Source organism: Roseovarius litorisediminis (assembly GCF_900172295.1).
Taxonomy (GTDB): domain Bacteria; phylum Pseudomonadota; class Alphaproteobacteria; order Rhodobacterales; family Rhodobacteraceae; genus Roseovarius; species Roseovarius litorisediminis.
Genome location: NZ_FWFL01000006.1, coordinates 25,297 through 40,097 on the forward strand (window position 1 = coordinate 25,297; position 14,801 = coordinate 40,097).

A 14,801-nucleotide genomic window follows, 5' to 3' on the forward strand; every position below is an offset into this window, starting at 1 on the left:
ATATTTTTAAAAGTTCTTCCCTAGCGTAAACAAATATTCACTTGGTTGATCCGGGATGTTTCAACCCCCAAAAATCGTTAACAAATGTAGGGCTTATGCGAACAATCTCTGCTTTTTTCGGGCAATGTTTTCCAAAAATACACAACAGATAGCAGCGCCGTGATCGACTCGAATTAGACAACAACCGCAGGCAGGCAAGAAAATGGCCTGCACTCAACCCCTGCCTGATACTTTCACGTTGATTGTCTGGCGCTGCCCACCGCGCAAAATCTCGACCACAAACTTGTCTGCGCTGCTCAGAATTGTGCTTGCGTTTTCCAACGTATCAAGATCGCCAACAGAATACCCATTGACCCTCAAAACCAAGTCTCCCCTGCGTAGTCCGATGAGATCGTAAAGCTGCCCTTCGCGCACCCACAGAATTTCGGGAAACTTGTCGCCATTGCCCCCGCGCGGCGCAACCATACGGACACTTCCGGCACGCCCCAGCACCCTGCGCATATCACGGCCGGAAAATGCTGAAATGGGAACTTCCGCAGTTTTCGGCTTCAAGGGATCGGATGACACCAGGCGCGAATATGTCTCGGCGGGCGTCTCCTCAAAGCCCACCACCTCTTTGGCGCCGTCTTTTTCGATCCAGACCCCTTCGGCATCTATGCCGCGAACAACCTCTCCACCGGGCAAGGTATCACCAACACTGACAAGGGCATTGCCCTGTGAGGAGGTGACCATTGCCCACGCTTGGTCGCCTCCGGCCATCAGCCCTAGCAGTTCGTAATTCTCACTTGGCTTGGGCGCGGCGGCAGTTACGGTTTGGTTCGGCGTGAAAACCCCAAATATCGGCGGCCAACCACGAGCATCGTCCGGCAGATCACTGTCACCAGCGGCACTATTACCCTGCTCGAGTACAATCGGGGCAACCCGACGCAAATCAGATGCCGTCAGTGTCAACGCAAGCTGCCCAGTGCCATATCCCAATGCGATGGCCGCCAGAAACGTCATGCTGCCCGATCGCCACGCCATATCAGCCAACCGAAACACTGCCATGGAAACAAGCTGCGCCGGACGTTCCCAAAAATATTCTTTCAGTCGGCAAAACAGGTAACTCCAGTCGAAAAAAAAGACGTGACCACGTGAAAAGGCACTCAACACCAGCCAACAATAAGGCCAATTCTGTAATTGAACAACGTGTCATCTGACAGTCATCGCGCGGCTGTGCCAAAGGGCACATCTTTTGAGTTCAATATACCCAACCCTGCGAGCGATGCGTTGTGTCGCCCAGCAACCTGGATCACGGGAGGGTGCGTTCACCGTACCTGTGGTCCCGGTAAATCAATGGGCCAATGCGCCGTCGCTTTTGCTTCCTGCGCAGGCCGGGCCAGAAAAAGCTGCGCATGAAAATGGCCTGTGCTTTCTACACCATCTGTCTCATGCCCGGCTGCGCGCGCGTTTTCTATGGCCCGCGCCTGTTCATCCTCGCCTTCAAATCGACGGTGCCGGAACGGCCCGCCCAGAACTTCCACTTCAAGCCCATGGTCACGCATCACTTCAAGCGCTTGCGCCCGTTCATTCCCCCGGATGGGCGAAGTGACGATCCACGGCTTTTCACCCCCTGCCATAGACAGCATCTTGTCCAGAATGTCGGGCATCAGATATGCGACACTACCGCATTCGACGATCATATCACATGCCCCCAACGCCGCCTGTAACCCGGCCGATGCGTGGGCGGCGCCCAGATCTTCTGCATAGCCTTCATCAAGCAGCCCAACATCAACCGCGTAGGCCACCGCGTTCTTGGCCACATCAATTCCGGTAAAATGCGCCGTCACATCCGGCCGTCTGTTCCCGGCCAGCCATTCGCGATCCCATTTTATGACCTCCTCGGGCACAGCCGTGTCAAACCGTGGCTCCCGATACCGCGCGAACATGTCCTGCAGGCTGACTTCATGCCGCATCAGTGCTGTGACAACCCCATAGCTGCAGGCAAAGTCGATCACCCGAGCGGAACCCCGCACGCCCCTGACACGTTCCATTTCTTTCAACGCAGCCCGGAAAACAGCAGTCGCATGATGCTGGTTGCGATAATCAAGATCATCCATCATGCGGAAATAGGCGCGGCAGTCGGGCTGATTATATGTGTCGTCGAAAATCGTTACAAAATCTTCATTCTGGGGGGCTGCAGCGTCGGTCATGTCGTTATCTCCGGATAAATATAGCACGCGGATCATGTGCAACTGGCCCGGTCTAACTTGGTAAAATGTTAACATACAACCATAAATCACTCCGGTCTTTTCACACTCCGCCACGCCAGCGTTACCGATTAACGCAATCTGAAACAATATTTCCGCCCATGTCGGCAACGTGATTAAAACGTGACAACACAACCATTGATATAGCTGCAGCATCAGACAACATCATCCTTACTAGCCTAAACTTTATTGTAGGACCCGATTTATGAGCCTCGCAAAAACAGACATCGCGCCAGACGTGTCCAAGGTAATGATGGGGGCCATTTTCGCCTGGGCGGCGGTGCTGATCTATGCCTCGTCCAATTCCATCGTGTCACTGCTGGCCGACATCGGGGCGCAGCACAAGGTTTATGGTCGCAATGCCATTACCTATTGCAACCTCCTTTTTGTCGGCTCGCTAATGTCAATCGTGCCAATGGCGTTCATGTTCTGGCGCGAATGGACGCTTGAAAACCTGCGCAAACTCAAACCTCATCATTGGCTGATCCTGACCGTGTCGGCGTTCCTGTCTTCGGCGCTGACACCGGGGTTATTCTTTTACGCATTGGAACGAACCACCGTGACCAACGTGGTTCTGGTCGGTCGGATCGAACCGCCACTATTCATCCTCGCCACCTTTCTGATCCTGCGTGAAGAGTTCGAACCCTGGGCATTCGTCGCCGGTCTAGTAGCCCTTGGGGGCGCGGTGGTGATGATCCTGATGAACAATGGTGAAAACCAGTTCACCTTCGGCAAGGGCGAGATCGGCGCAGCACTGGCCACCCTGTCCTACATTGCCTCAACATTGGTGGCGCGTACCGGGCTCAGGGGCATTCCAATGGGGATATTTGCGATCTACAGAACAGTGATCGGCACCATATTCTATTTCTTTCTGGCAATATACCTGTTCGGGCCGAAACATTTTCAAGACGTTCTGGCGCCCGTCGTCTGGCAATGGGTCTGGATCTATGCGCTGATCGTGGTGGTTCTGGGCCAGTTCGCTTGGGCGATCGGCCTGAAATATGCGCGCTCGGGTGACGTATCGCTGGCAACGTCCTTCTCGCCCCTTGCCGCCATCATAATTGCCATGGTGATGCTGGGCGAAGACCCCGGCCCCGGCCTTGTCCCAGGCGGTGCGATAATCCTTCTGGCCATAGGTATTGGCCAATATGGCCGCATCCGCAGAAACCGCGCCGAAGGCATTGCCGAGGAAATGCGCCTTGGGCAGGAAGATGCGTTGGAACACGAGGGCCGGATCAACTTCAAGGGAACCTAAGCCTGGAATTCACGCCCTGAGGGCCAGGTAAACGAAAGTCGGGATTACATATTCCCGGCGTCGGCGCAGTTAGATGCGGGCAAGAGTTGCGATTTTAGCGCATCAGGCAACGACTGGTAGCTCTGAAACAATTCTCGTGGGCTCTGCTCTTTGCTCGCAGCGCCTATTTCAGCTGCAATCTTTTCAAGCATCTGTGCCTTGATCCGTGAACCACTGCCGGTCTCAATTGCCATGTCCGCTTTGAAACCATCGACCACAACACGTTCCGGCCTGTTCGGCATCAGAAAAAGATCATGCTCGGGCCTTCCAAATGCCTGCGCGATCCGCAGGGCTTCATTTATCGGGCCCTCTTCGTTGACCACGGGGTAGGACGCAATGACGCGCAAATCCGCCGGAACATGCCGGGGTTTGAAGCCGCCCGCCTTGTCCAGGGATTGCACAGACGCCGTTGGAAAGGGTGAAAGGGCATTGCTCAGAACGCGTGCGCTATCGGTGTCGTATTGCGCCAGAAACACCGTTACAACAGCACCATATTTTGAACGTGCCGCCAAAACGCCAAGACTGTTGCAGATCACCTGCTCTGCCGTCTGTGCCAGCACCACGGTTTCCTTCAAAATCTGTTTTTCATGCTGCTCCAGAAAGAAGCCCATGATTATCTCGGCCATATTGTTGTAATGCTGAATGTCCCGGGAATCGTGTACGATCCGGCCGATATCAACCTCGACCACCTCGGCGCCCGACGCGTGCACCCGCAGCATAACATCCAGATCAACCGCATAGTCGCCCGTCATCTCCTCAATGGCGATCAGGGACTGGTCAAATAGATAAATCCCCGAATTCGGGGCGCGCAGCTTGCCCAAATACGGGAACATCTGCCGGATCGCCGGCATCACCAGCAAACGGGTCATTGGCATATTGTCTTTGGGGTCGTTCCAGGCGCCTTTGACCAGGCCAACACCACTGGTACGCGCCTCGGACATGCGCGCGAACAGACGGGTATCAAACTTGTCCAGATCGGCATCGACCTTCATTACCCAATTGTGGCTGGCGGCGGCAAATCCTGCTTTGGCCGCGTGGCCCATGCCCGGGGTGGATTCAGCGACAACACGCGCGCCTGCAGCCAGTGCGATGCGCCCGGTGTCATCTGATGATCCGTTGTCAACAACGATCACTTCGGTCACGCTGTCCATTCCCAACAAGGTTTCAACCACCTTGCGGATCGTGGCCGCCTCGTCGCGGGCGGGGACAATGACCGAAACAGGATCTGACATCGGGGCTCCCTATACAGCGCCGTATTGACACCGCACTTCGATACGTAACGCCCAAAGCCTTTCACAACAAGGTGTTGCGCCAGACAGTTGCCCAAATCTTTCGTGAGAAATGCCAATAACTAGCAAACGTTTGTTAAATCACTCTAAAACACAGGCTGCCAAGCACGGGTTCAAATCAGCACTCAGAACGTCAGCGTCGCCGCCACCGCCCTTTTCCAGGCATCGTATTTGCGCTTGCGTTCGGCCCTGTCCATCGCCGGCGTGAATTGCTTTTCCAAGGCCCAGGTTTGGGCGAATTCGTCCGCTTGGGGGTATAGTCCAATCCGCATCCCGGCCAGCCACGCCGCCCCAAGCGCCGTGGTTTCCAGAACCTTCGGCCGATCCACAGGCGCATCAATGATGTCAGACAAAAACTGCATCGTCCAATCGCTGGCACTCATGCCGCCATCCACCCGCAGTACCGCCTCAGCACCATGACCGGCCCAGTCGTCGCGCATAGCTTCCAGCAGATCGCGGGTCTGAAAGCCCACGCTTTCCAGTGCAGCACGGGCAAATTCCTCGGGGCGCGAATTGCGGGTCAGGCCAAACATCGCGCCACGGCAATCTGCATTCCAATATGGGGCGCCAAGACCGGTAAAAGCCGGCACCAGAACCACGTTCTGCGACGGATCGACGCTTTCGGCCAGCGGTTGCGTCTCGCCCGCGCCCCCGATGATTTTCAATCCGTCGCGCAGCCATTGCACTACCGCCCCGGCCACAAAGATCGATCCTTCCAGCGCATAGGTCGGTTTGCCGTCCAGCTGATAGGCGATTGTCGTCAGCAACCGGTTTTTGGACGTCACCGGCGTATCCCCGGTATTGAGCAGCGCAAAGCACCCAGTGCCATAGGTCGATTTCAGCATACCTGGTTGAAAACAAGCCTGTCCCACCGTCGCCGCCTGCTGATCGCCCGCCACCCCGCGGATAGGCACCTCGCGGCCCAACAGATCGGCACTTGCCATGCCAAAATCATCGGCGCTGTTGCGTACTTCGGGCAACATCCGGATCGGGATTTCCAGCAGGTCACAGATCGTCTGACTCCACCGCCCTTTGCGAATATCATACAGCAACGTGCGCGCCGCATTTGTAGCATCAGTGGCATGCACCCGGCCGCCCGTCAGTTTCCAGATCAGATAGCTGTCGACTGTACCGAACAGCAAATCGCCATTTTCCGCCCTTGCCCGCGCCCCGTCGACATTTTCCAGCACCCAACGCAGTTTTGTGCCCGAAAAATACGGGTCCAGCAGCAGGCCTGTGCGGTTGCTGACCATCGGCTCGTGTCCGGCCTCCCGCAGGCTGCGGCAGTAATTGGCTGTGCGCCGATCCTGCCAGACAATCGCATTATGCACCGCCTCGCCGGTGGTACGATCCCAGACAACCGTGGTTTCGCGCTGATTGGTAATGCCGATCGCGGCCACATCCGCAGCACTTAGGCCCGCCTTTTCAATTACCGCGCGACAGGTATCCACCGTGGTCGTCCACAAATCCTTTGCCACATGCTCAACCCAACCTGAATCGGGGAAATGCTGGCGGAACTCTTCCTGCGCCGTAGCCACCAGCCGCATCTTTGCGTCAAACAGAATGGCCCGGCTTGAGGTGGTGCCCTGATCAATGGCCAGGATATGAGTCATGGGTTTGGTCCCTTTTAAAAGACGTCATCCCCGGGCTAGGCCCGGGGATGACAGGAGCAACGCTTACTGCCAGGACTTGATCAGCTCGTCATAGGCCACGGTGACCGGCTCTTCGTCCTCGTTGGCCAGCTTGGCCTTGGGCGATCCGGGCTGGCTCAGCCAATGCTCGGGGTCCATCTCATCGTTCAGTTTGGGGCCAAACTCACCCTGCACGCCAGCACGTTCCAGACGGCTCAGCACCTTTTCCTGATCGGCACACAGGCTATCCAGCGCTTCTTGCGGTGTCTTGGCACCTGACATCGCATCACCGATGTTCTGCCACCACAACTGCGCCAGTTTGGGATAATCCGGCACGTTGGTCCCCGTGGGCGACCACTGTACGCGGGCGGGTGAGCGGTAGAACTCGACCAGACCACCCAGCTTGTCGGCACGCTCGGTAAAGCTGTCATGCTGAATGGTCGACTCGCGGATGAAGGTCAGGCCAACGTGGCTTTTCTTCACATCCACAGTTTTCGAGGTGATGAACTGTGCATAAAGCCAGGCCGCCTTGGCCCGGTCCACCGGCGTCGATTTCATCAGCGTCCAGGATCCTGCATCCTGGTAGCCAATCTTGGTACCCTCACTCCAGTATACCCCGTGCGGGCTGGGGGCCATACGCCACTTGGGCGTGCCGTCCTCGTTCATCACCGGCAGGTCAGGTTTGACCGTGGCCGCCGTGAACGCGGTGTACCAGAACATCTGCTGCGCCACATTCCCCTGCGCCGGAATTGGCCCGGCCTCTGAGAATGTCATGCCCTGTGCGGCGGGCGGTGAGTATTTCTGCAGCCACTCAATCGCCTTGGTCACGGCATAAACCGCCGCCGGGCCATTGGTTGCCCCGCCGCGCGCCACGCAAGAGCCCACGGGCTGCGAATTGTCATTCACCCGAATGCCCCATTCATCGACCGGCAGGCCATTGGGCTCGCCTTTATCGCCCATGCCGGCCATGGACATCCACGCGTCGGTATAGCGCCAGCCAAGGCTTGGGTCTTTCTTGCCGTAATCCATGTTGCCAAAGACTTCGCCTTCAACACCCAAATGGCTCAGATCGCGCCCGGTGAAAAATTCTGCGATATCCTCATAGGCGGACCAGTTGACCGGAACACCCAGATCATAGCCATACTTGGCCTTGAAATCCGCCTTGTTCTTGTCGTCGTTGAACCAGTCGTAACGGAACCAATAAAGGTTCGCGAATTGCTGGTCGGGAAGCTGATAGACCTTGCCATCGGGGCCGGTGGTAAACGACAGCCCGATAAAATCCTGAAGGTCGAGATTGGGGTTGGTCACATCCGCCCCCTCGCCCGCCATCCAGTCGGTCAGGTTGCGCGCCTGCTGATAGCGCCAGTGGGTGCCAATGAGGTCAGAGTCGTTGATATAGGCGTCATAGATGTTTTCGCCCGATTGCATCTGGGTTTGCAGCTTTTCAACCACGTCGCCTTCGCCAATCAGGTCATGGGTGATCTTGATGCCGGTAATCGCGGTAAAGGCCGGGGCCAGAACCTTGGATTCATAGGAATGGGTATCAATGGTTTCCGATACCACCTTGATCTCCATGCCCGCCATAGGTTTGGCAGCGTCGACAAACCATTGCATTTCGGCTTCCTGATCGGCACGGCTCAGCGTCGACAGGTCTCCGATCTCGCTATCGAGAAACGCCTTCGCGCTCTCCATATCCGCCAGCGCAGGACCGGCCGCCAGGGCCAGCGCTGCCAGCGCGGTTGAGGTTGTCAGTCGAAAGTTCATTTTGGTTCCTCCCTAATCGAACTTCTTTGATTATGTGCTCCGGGCCGCGCCTTTGCCGCCCGAAGGTCGTGCATTGCCAATCACACCCAGCGAAACACCGCTGCGGCGTAGATCAGACAGACAATCAGCGCGAACGGCTGGTTCGCACCGACAATTCCAAGCCAGGCCAGATTGATAAAGGCCGAGCCCAAAAGCGTAATAAACAGACGATCCCCCCGCGTCGTTTCAATCCTGAGCACACCCACGCGCGGCGTCTCGGGGAACTTGATCGCGAGGATCGTGAAGGTGATCAGCAGACAGGCGATCACTACGAAGAAGATTGCTGTGGGTAAGGTCCATGCCATCCAGGCCATTACTCTTTCTCCTTTCTTTTTTGCGGAACAATCCAATGGGAGAACTCTCTATTTGTCCCTCGCGCTAATGCCGTAACTTTAATCCAGTGCTTGTCGGGTCGATACTCACTAATAGGGTGTGCCATTCCGTGAATTTCGTCACCGGGCTGAATTACATTGGGTTCCCGTTTACTTGTGTTTGGCTTTCCGTCGACGGGTACATCTTTAGTTGCCGGGTTGAATCGTGTTGAGTGATCAAAAATCGCTTCACCAAGCTTCCCTGTTGAGGCACCTTTTCCTTCGAAGAACTCCACTTTTACTTTTCTCACAATTGTTGCGCGCCTACCTGAGTTGGCAATTGCGAAAGCAAAAGCATCTGATCCCAACCAATTCTCAAATTGGTGTATTCCATGGACTGTCAGATATATCTCTCGCATCCACCAATTCCATAGACCTACTATCGCCAAGAAAGTAGAAAGCACCGCGCCGTATACTGCGATCACATCCATTTAGTGCAGACCTTCCCTCAATTCACACCCTCCCCAGGGCAAAGCCCTTGGCAATATAATTCCGCACGAAATAGATCACCAAGGCCCCCGGTACGATGGTCAGCACACCCGCCGCTGCCAGAACGCCCCAATCAAGGCCGCTGGCGGAAACCGTCCGTGTCATCGTGGCCGCAATCGGCTTGGCATCGACGCTTGTGAGCGTCCGGCTCAACAGCAGTTCCACCCATGAGAACATAAAGCAGAAGAACGCCGCAACCCCTACTCCTGATGCAATCAGCGGCATGAAAATCTTGATGAAAAACCGCCCGAAACTATAGCCGTCGATATAGGCGGTCTCGTCGATCTCTTTCGGCACGCCGCGCATGAACCCTTCCAGAATCCATACCGCCAACGGCACGTTGAACAGGCAATGCGCAAGGGCCACGGCGATATGCGTGTCAAACAAGCCCACCGACGAATACAGCTGAAAGAACGGCAGCGCGAACACCGCAGGCGGCGCCATCCGGTTGGTCAGCAGCCAGAAAAACAGGTGCTTGTCGCCCATAAAGTGATAGCGGCTGAACGCATAGGCAGCAGGCAGGGCCACGGTGATCGAAATCACCGTATTGACCACCACGTAGATTAATGAGTTTACGTACCCCATGTACCAACTGGCATCGGTCAGAATGGTCGCATAATTGGCAAATGTCAGATCGCGCGGCCACAGGGTAAAGACGTTCAGGATCTCTTCATTGGTCTTCAGGCTCATGTTTACCAGCCAGTAAATCGGCAGCATCAGAAACAGCAGATAGAACGCCATCACCACCGCTTTGCCATTCACTTTCGGTATTGCCTTACGGCGGGCAGATTGGCTTGCAGTCACATCAGTCATGCCTCAGCCCTCCCGCTTATCAAGGTTGGTCATTACGGTATAGAACACCCAGGAAATCAACAGGATCACCAGAAAATACATGATCGAGAACGCCGCCGCAGGGCCCAGATCAAACTGACCAAGCGCCATTTTCACCAGATCAATCGACAGGAATGTCGTGGCATTGCCAGGCCCGCCACCGGTGACAACAAACGGCTCGGTGTAAATCATGAAACTGTCCATGAACCGCAGCAGAATGGCGATCATCAGCACGCCCATCATCTTGGGTAATTCGATGAAACGAAATACTTTCCAGCGGCTTGCCTGATCAATCTTGGCCGCCTGATAATAGGCGTCGGGAATAGATTGCAGCCCCGCATAGGCCAGCAAGGCCACCAGCGACGTCCAGTGCCACACGTCCATCACAATCAACGTGGCCCAGGCGGCAAAGAAATCCTGCGTGTAGTTGTAGGAAATTCCCAGCTTGTCCAGCGTATAGCCCAACAGGCCGATATCCACCCGACCGAAAATCTGCCAGATCGTGCCCACCACGTTCCACGGGATCAGCAGCGGCAGCGACATCAATACCAGACAGAGCGACGCCCAAAAGCCTTTCTTGGGCATATTCAGCGCCACAAATATTCCCAAAGGCACTTCAATCGCCAGAATGATCGCCGAAAACGCCATCTGACGACCCAGGGCATCCCACATCCGGTCGCTGTCCAGCAGCTCACTGAACCATTCCAGCCCGGCCCAGAAGAACTGATTGTTGCCGAACGTGTCCTGCACTGAATAGTTGACCACGGTCATCAACGGAATCACCGCCGAAAACGCCACAAGCAACAGAACCGGCAGCACCAGAAACCACGCTTTTTGGTTAACAGTTTTTTCCATCACGCGGCCTCCCCCTGCACACGCCAGTCATTGGCATAGACATTCACATGCGCCGGATCAAAATTGACCCGGTTCATGTCAGGGCCGATTTGCGCGCCCTCTTCTACTATGATGTTGATCTCGCTTCCGTAAAAATCGGCCCGCACGATCTTGTGGCGGCCTACGTCCTCAATCCGGCGGATTTTAACCGGCAGGCCTTCATCCTCGGACAGCCTTACAAATTCAGGCCGCACGCCGATCTCAACCTTACCATCAAGCTTGCCATACGTCTGCGCCAGCGGCACCTGTGAGCCGCTGACAATGGCCCGGTTGCCCTCGACCTGCGCCGGGATCACATTCATGCCGGGACTGCCGATAAAATAGCCGACAAAGGTATGTTCGGGCCGCTCAAACAATTCCTGCGGCGTGCCAATCTGCACCACACGACCGTCAAACATCACAACCACCTTGTCGGCAAAAGTCAGCGCCTCAGTCTGGTCGTGGGTGACATAAATCATCGTATGGCCAAACTGGTGGTGAAGCGATTTCAGCTGCGTGCGCAACTCCCATTTCATATGCGGGTCGATCACCGTCAGCGGTTCGTCGAACAGCAGCGCATTTACATCCTCACGCACCATGCCGCGCCCCAAACTGATCTTCTGCTTGGCATCCGCAGTCAGCCCGCGCGCCTTGCGGTCAAGTGTCTCTTCCATGCCTATCATCCGGGCAATCTCTTGCACGCGCGCCGCCACATAGCCCGCATCTGCCCCGCGATTTTGCAGGGGGAACGCCAGGTTCTGGCGCACGGTCATAGTGTCGTAGACCACCGGAAACTGGAATACTTGCGCAATGTTCCGTTCGGCCGTCGGCGCATGGGTCACATCCACATCATTAAACAGAATTCGCCCCTGGCTGGGATGCAAAAGCCCCGAAATGATGTTCAGCAATGTCGACTTGCCGCACCCCGACGACCCCAGTAGCGCATAGGCCTCACCGTCCACCCAATCGTGGTTCAGTTCCTTCAGCGCAAAATCATCCTCTGATGCTGGATTGGGCAGATAGGAATGCGCCAGATTATCAAGCGTTATCTTTGCCATTCTCCTGCCCCTTAAGCCGCCAAAGCATAGGCTGCGGGCGCAATCAGCCCACCGTCTTCGCCGAAAATATAAACATGCGCAGGGTCCAGATAGACCTCCAGATCCTCCCCCAGTTTCAGGTCGTGCACACCGTGGATCAGCCCGACCCAACGTTCGCCCTGATGATCAAGATGTACAAATGTCTCTGATCCGGTCAGCTCGGTCACCATCAGCCGAGTGGTAAACACCACCGCCTCGGATGTGTGCTTTCCGATTTCAAGGTGATTGGGCCGGAACCCGGCAGCGTAGCGGCCATCGGGCAGGTCCGCCAGCACGCCGGTTGCCGGCGCATTCTGCCCGCCATCGAACATCAATTTGTTCCCGATCTTGGCGACTTTCAGGAAATTCATCGGCGGATCGCTGAACACCCGCGCTGTTGTGGCATCCACCGGTTGCCGGTACACCTGCGGCGTCAGGCCGAACTGCGTGACCCGGCCCTCCCATAACGTCGCTGTATTACCACCCAACAACAACGCCTCTTCCGGCTCAGTGGTTGCATAAACAAAGATGCTGCCCGCCTCTTCGAATATCTTGGGGATTTCGATCCGCAGTTCTTCGCGAAGCTTGTAATCCAGATTGGCCAGCGGCTCGTCCAGCAGCACAAGCCCGGCATCCTTTACAAGCGCACGCGCCAGGGCGCAGCGCTGTTGCTGTCCGCCGGATAACTCCAGCGGTTTGCGGTGTAGCATCGGCGTCAACTGCATCAGGTCTGCGGATTTCTTCACCGCCGCGTCAATCTCGTCGCGCGACTTGCCCATCAGCTTTAGCGGCGAGGCGATGTTGTCATAAACCGTCATCGACGGATAGTTGATGAACTGCTGATACACCATCGCCACCTTGCGGTCCTGCACGCGCATCCCCGTCACGTCCTGCCCGTTCCACAAAATCCGGCCCTTGGTCGGCGCATCCAGGCCCGCCATCAGCCGCATGATCGAGGTCTTGCCAGACAGCGTCGGCCCTAGCAGCACATTCATCGTACCGTTTTCAAGGGTCAGGTCGGTGGGATGGATATGTACCCGTCCGTTGACCACCTTTGAAACCCCCTCCAGTGTCAGCGTCATCTGACTGCCCTCTCCCTCATGTCGGCATAGCCGTGGATAAATCCACCGGCCCGCCGCCCTTGTGTTTCGTCATCCACACATCCAGCGCTTCAATCTCGGCTTTGCTCATCCGCAAACCCAGCTTAGAGCGGCGCCAGACCACATCCTCGGCACGGCGCGCATATTCTTTGTCCATCAGCCAGTCGATCTCGCGCTCTGTAAGCGTAGCGCCGAACGATTGCCCCAGGTCCTCCGCGCTTTTGGCCCCCCCCAGAATTACCGCGGCGTCAGTGCCATAGGCACGCACCAGTCGCTTGGCCCAGAAATCATCCAGGAACGCATAATTCTCCTGCAAGTTGTCAACAAGTGTCGCCACGCCGTCAACTGCGAAATCCCCGCCCGGCAATGCCACGCCCGCTGTCCATTGCCCATCCGGCTTATCGAAATACGGCGCCAGCCTGGCCATCGCGGCCTCGGCCAGTTTGCGATAGGTGGTGATCTTGCCTCCAAAGACATTCAACAGCGGCGCAGGGCCTGATGTTTCCAGCTTCAGCACATAATCCCGCGTCGCCGCCGTGGCCGATGTGGCCCCGTCATCATAAAGTGGCCGCACTCCGGAATAGGTCCAGATAATATCTTCCCTGGTCACCGGTTTCCGAAAATATTCCGAGGCGAAGTTGCACAGATAGTCGGCCTCTTGGGGCGTGCATTCAGGTTTGGCATTCGGGTCCTCGTGATCGGAATCCGTGGTGCCGATCAGGGTGAAATCCGTCTCATAGGGAATGGCGAAAATGATCCGTCCATCCTGCCCCTGAAAGAAATAACACTTGCCGTGATCAAACAACTTGCGGGTCACAATATGGCTACCCCGAACCAGCCGCACACCTTCGGTGGCGTTTACCCGCACGGTGTTGCGGATCACGTTTTCAACCCATGGACCGCCGGCATTGACCAGCGCCCGGGCGTGGACCTTGCGCAGTTGCGCTGTGTCCTGATCCTCCAGCACGATCTGCCACAACGCGCCGTCACGCTCGGCGGACACAACCTTGGTGCGGGTATTGATAACAGCGCCACGGGCCTCGGCATCGCGGGCGTTCAGCGCGACCAGACGGCTGTCTTCAATCCAGCAGTCGGAATATTCATACGCCTTGCGGTATTTATCCTTTAGCGGCTTGCCCTCAGGGGCCATCGTCAGATCAACCGTGCTGGTCGCCGGCAAAATCTTGCGCCCGCCCAGATGGTCATACAAAAACAACCCCAGCCGGATCAGCCAGGCCGGGCGTCGCCCGCGGGTCCATGGCATGATCACACTCAGCAGCTTTGACGTCGGTGTTTCCCCTTCAAACCGCATATCCTTATGATAAGGCAGAACAAATCGCATAGGCCAACTGATATGCGGCATTGCGCGCAACAGGGTCTCGCGCTCGATCAGCGCCTCGCGCACCAACCGCATTTCGAAATACTCCAGATAACGCAGCCCACCATGAAACAGCTTGGTTGACGCGGATGAGGTCGCCGAGGCCAGATCGTTCATCTCGGCCAATTCCACGCTCAGCCCACGACCTGCAGCATCGCGCGCAATCCCACAGCCGTTGATCCCGCCGCCGATCACAAACAGATCGACCGTATGTGTAGCCTTTGGCGTAGGCACCGACACCGCCCCCATTGTCAGATATGCCACCAAACGAACCATGATTCCGTATGTATCGTCAATAATAGAATGTTCGTTTCATTTCGATTTCCCTCGAAAACGTGCTTTCCAACTGGAATTCTCCTTTTAATCCAAGTGAGCCGGGAGCGAGCACTGTAAACCTTTCCATAATTAATTGGCCAA

13 protein-coding genes are annotated in these 14,801 nt (G+C 56.3%); 1 reads left to right on the forward strand and 12 read right to left on the reverse strand.

What is annotated here, in order from left to right; genetic code table 11:
• Positions 1-213 precede the first annotated feature (213 nt).
• Together PEL8287_RS12155 and PEL8287_RS12160 are read right to left on the reverse strand one after the other, a co-directional pair.
• Positions 214-1,047 carry a type II secretion system protein N gene (locus PEL8287_RS12155; RefSeq protein WP_085892687.1) on the reverse strand — a complete coding sequence of 278 codons (834 nt, stop codon included), beginning with the start codon at positions 1,045-1,047 and terminating at the stop codon, positions 214-216.
• Positions 1,048-1,307: 260 nt separating this feature from the next.
• A complete protein-coding gene (locus tag PEL8287_RS12160) occupies positions 1,308-2,192 on the reverse strand; it encodes a hypothetical protein (RefSeq protein ID WP_085892688.1) in 885 nt (294 codons plus the stop codon).
• A gap of 262 nt (positions 2,193-2,454) precedes the next feature.
• On the opposite strand from PEL8287_RS12160, the gene PEL8287_RS12165 reads away from it, so the two are divergent.
• On the forward strand, positions 2,455-3,504 hold the full coding sequence (locus tag PEL8287_RS12165; RefSeq protein WP_085892689.1) for a DMT family transporter: 1,050 nt from the start codon (positions 2,455-2,457) through the stop codon (positions 3,502-3,504).
• Between the two features lie 44 nt (positions 3,505-3,548).
• Here PEL8287_RS12165 and PEL8287_RS12170 read toward each other — a convergent pair whose 3' ends face one another.
• The 10 genes from PEL8287_RS12170 to glpD all read right to left on the reverse strand — a co-directional run bounded on the left by PEL8287_RS12170 (position 3,549) and on the right by glpD (position 14,633).
• Positions 3,549-4,775 carry a glycosyltransferase gene (locus tag PEL8287_RS12170; RefSeq protein ID WP_085892690.1) on the reverse strand — a complete coding sequence of 409 codons (1,227 nt, stop codon included), beginning with the start codon at positions 4,773-4,775 and terminating at the stop codon, positions 3,549-3,551.
• Between the two features lie 182 nt (positions 4,776-4,957).
• Complete coding sequence (glpK, locus tag PEL8287_RS12175) at positions 4,958-6,445, reverse strand: glycerol kinase GlpK (RefSeq protein ID WP_085892691.1); 1,488 nt, start codon at positions 6,443-6,445, stop codon at positions 4,958-4,960.
• Between the two features lie 63 nt (positions 6,446-6,508).
• The gene (locus tag PEL8287_RS12180) at positions 6,509-8,227 is read right to left on the reverse strand and encodes an ABC transporter substrate-binding protein (protein WP_085892693.1); all 1,719 of its coding nucleotides are present in this window, start codon (positions 8,225-8,227) and stop codon (positions 6,509-6,511) included.
• A gap of 80 nt (positions 8,228-8,307) precedes the next feature.
• The gene (locus tag PEL8287_RS12185; RefSeq protein ID WP_085892694.1) at positions 8,308-8,580 is read right to left on the reverse strand and encodes a DUF2160 domain-containing protein; all 273 of its coding nucleotides are present in this window, start codon (positions 8,578-8,580) and stop codon (positions 8,308-8,310) included.
• The gene (locus PEL8287_RS12190; protein ID WP_085892695.1) at positions 8,580-9,068 is read right to left on the reverse strand and encodes a hypothetical protein; all 489 of its coding nucleotides are present in this window, start codon (positions 9,066-9,068) and stop codon (positions 8,580-8,582) included. Before PEL8287_RS12190 ends, PEL8287_RS12185 begins: the two co-directional genes overlap by 1 nt.
• Positions 9,069-9,090: 22 nt before the next feature.
• Positions 9,091-9,939: a carbohydrate ABC transporter permease gene (locus PEL8287_RS12195; protein ID WP_085892696.1), complete on the reverse strand. Its 849-nt coding sequence runs from the start codon at positions 9,937-9,939 to the stop codon at positions 9,091-9,093.
• A 3-nt stretch (positions 9,940-9,942) separates the two neighbouring features.
• A complete protein-coding gene (locus PEL8287_RS12200) occupies positions 9,943-10,812 on the reverse strand; it encodes a carbohydrate ABC transporter permease (protein ID WP_085892697.1) in 870 nt (289 codons plus the stop codon).
• Positions 10,812-11,888, reverse strand: coding sequence for an ABC transporter ATP-binding protein (locus PEL8287_RS12205; RefSeq protein WP_085892699.1), 1,077 nt, complete (start codon positions 11,886-11,888; stop codon positions 10,812-10,814). Before PEL8287_RS12205 ends, PEL8287_RS12200 begins: the two co-directional genes overlap by 1 nt.
• An 11-nt stretch (positions 11,889-11,899) precedes the next feature.
• Positions 11,900-12,988, reverse strand: a complete 1,089-nt coding sequence (locus PEL8287_RS12210) for an ABC transporter ATP-binding protein (RefSeq protein ID WP_085892700.1) — start codon at positions 12,986-12,988, stop codon at positions 11,900-11,902.
• Between the two features lie 16 nt (positions 12,989-13,004).
• Positions 13,005-14,633 carry a glycerol-3-phosphate dehydrogenase gene (gene glpD / locus PEL8287_RS12215; protein ID WP_085892933.1) on the reverse strand — a complete coding sequence of 543 codons (1,629 nt, stop codon included), beginning with the start codon at positions 14,631-14,633 and terminating at the stop codon, positions 13,005-13,007.
• Positions 14,634-14,801 lie beyond the last annotated feature (168 nt).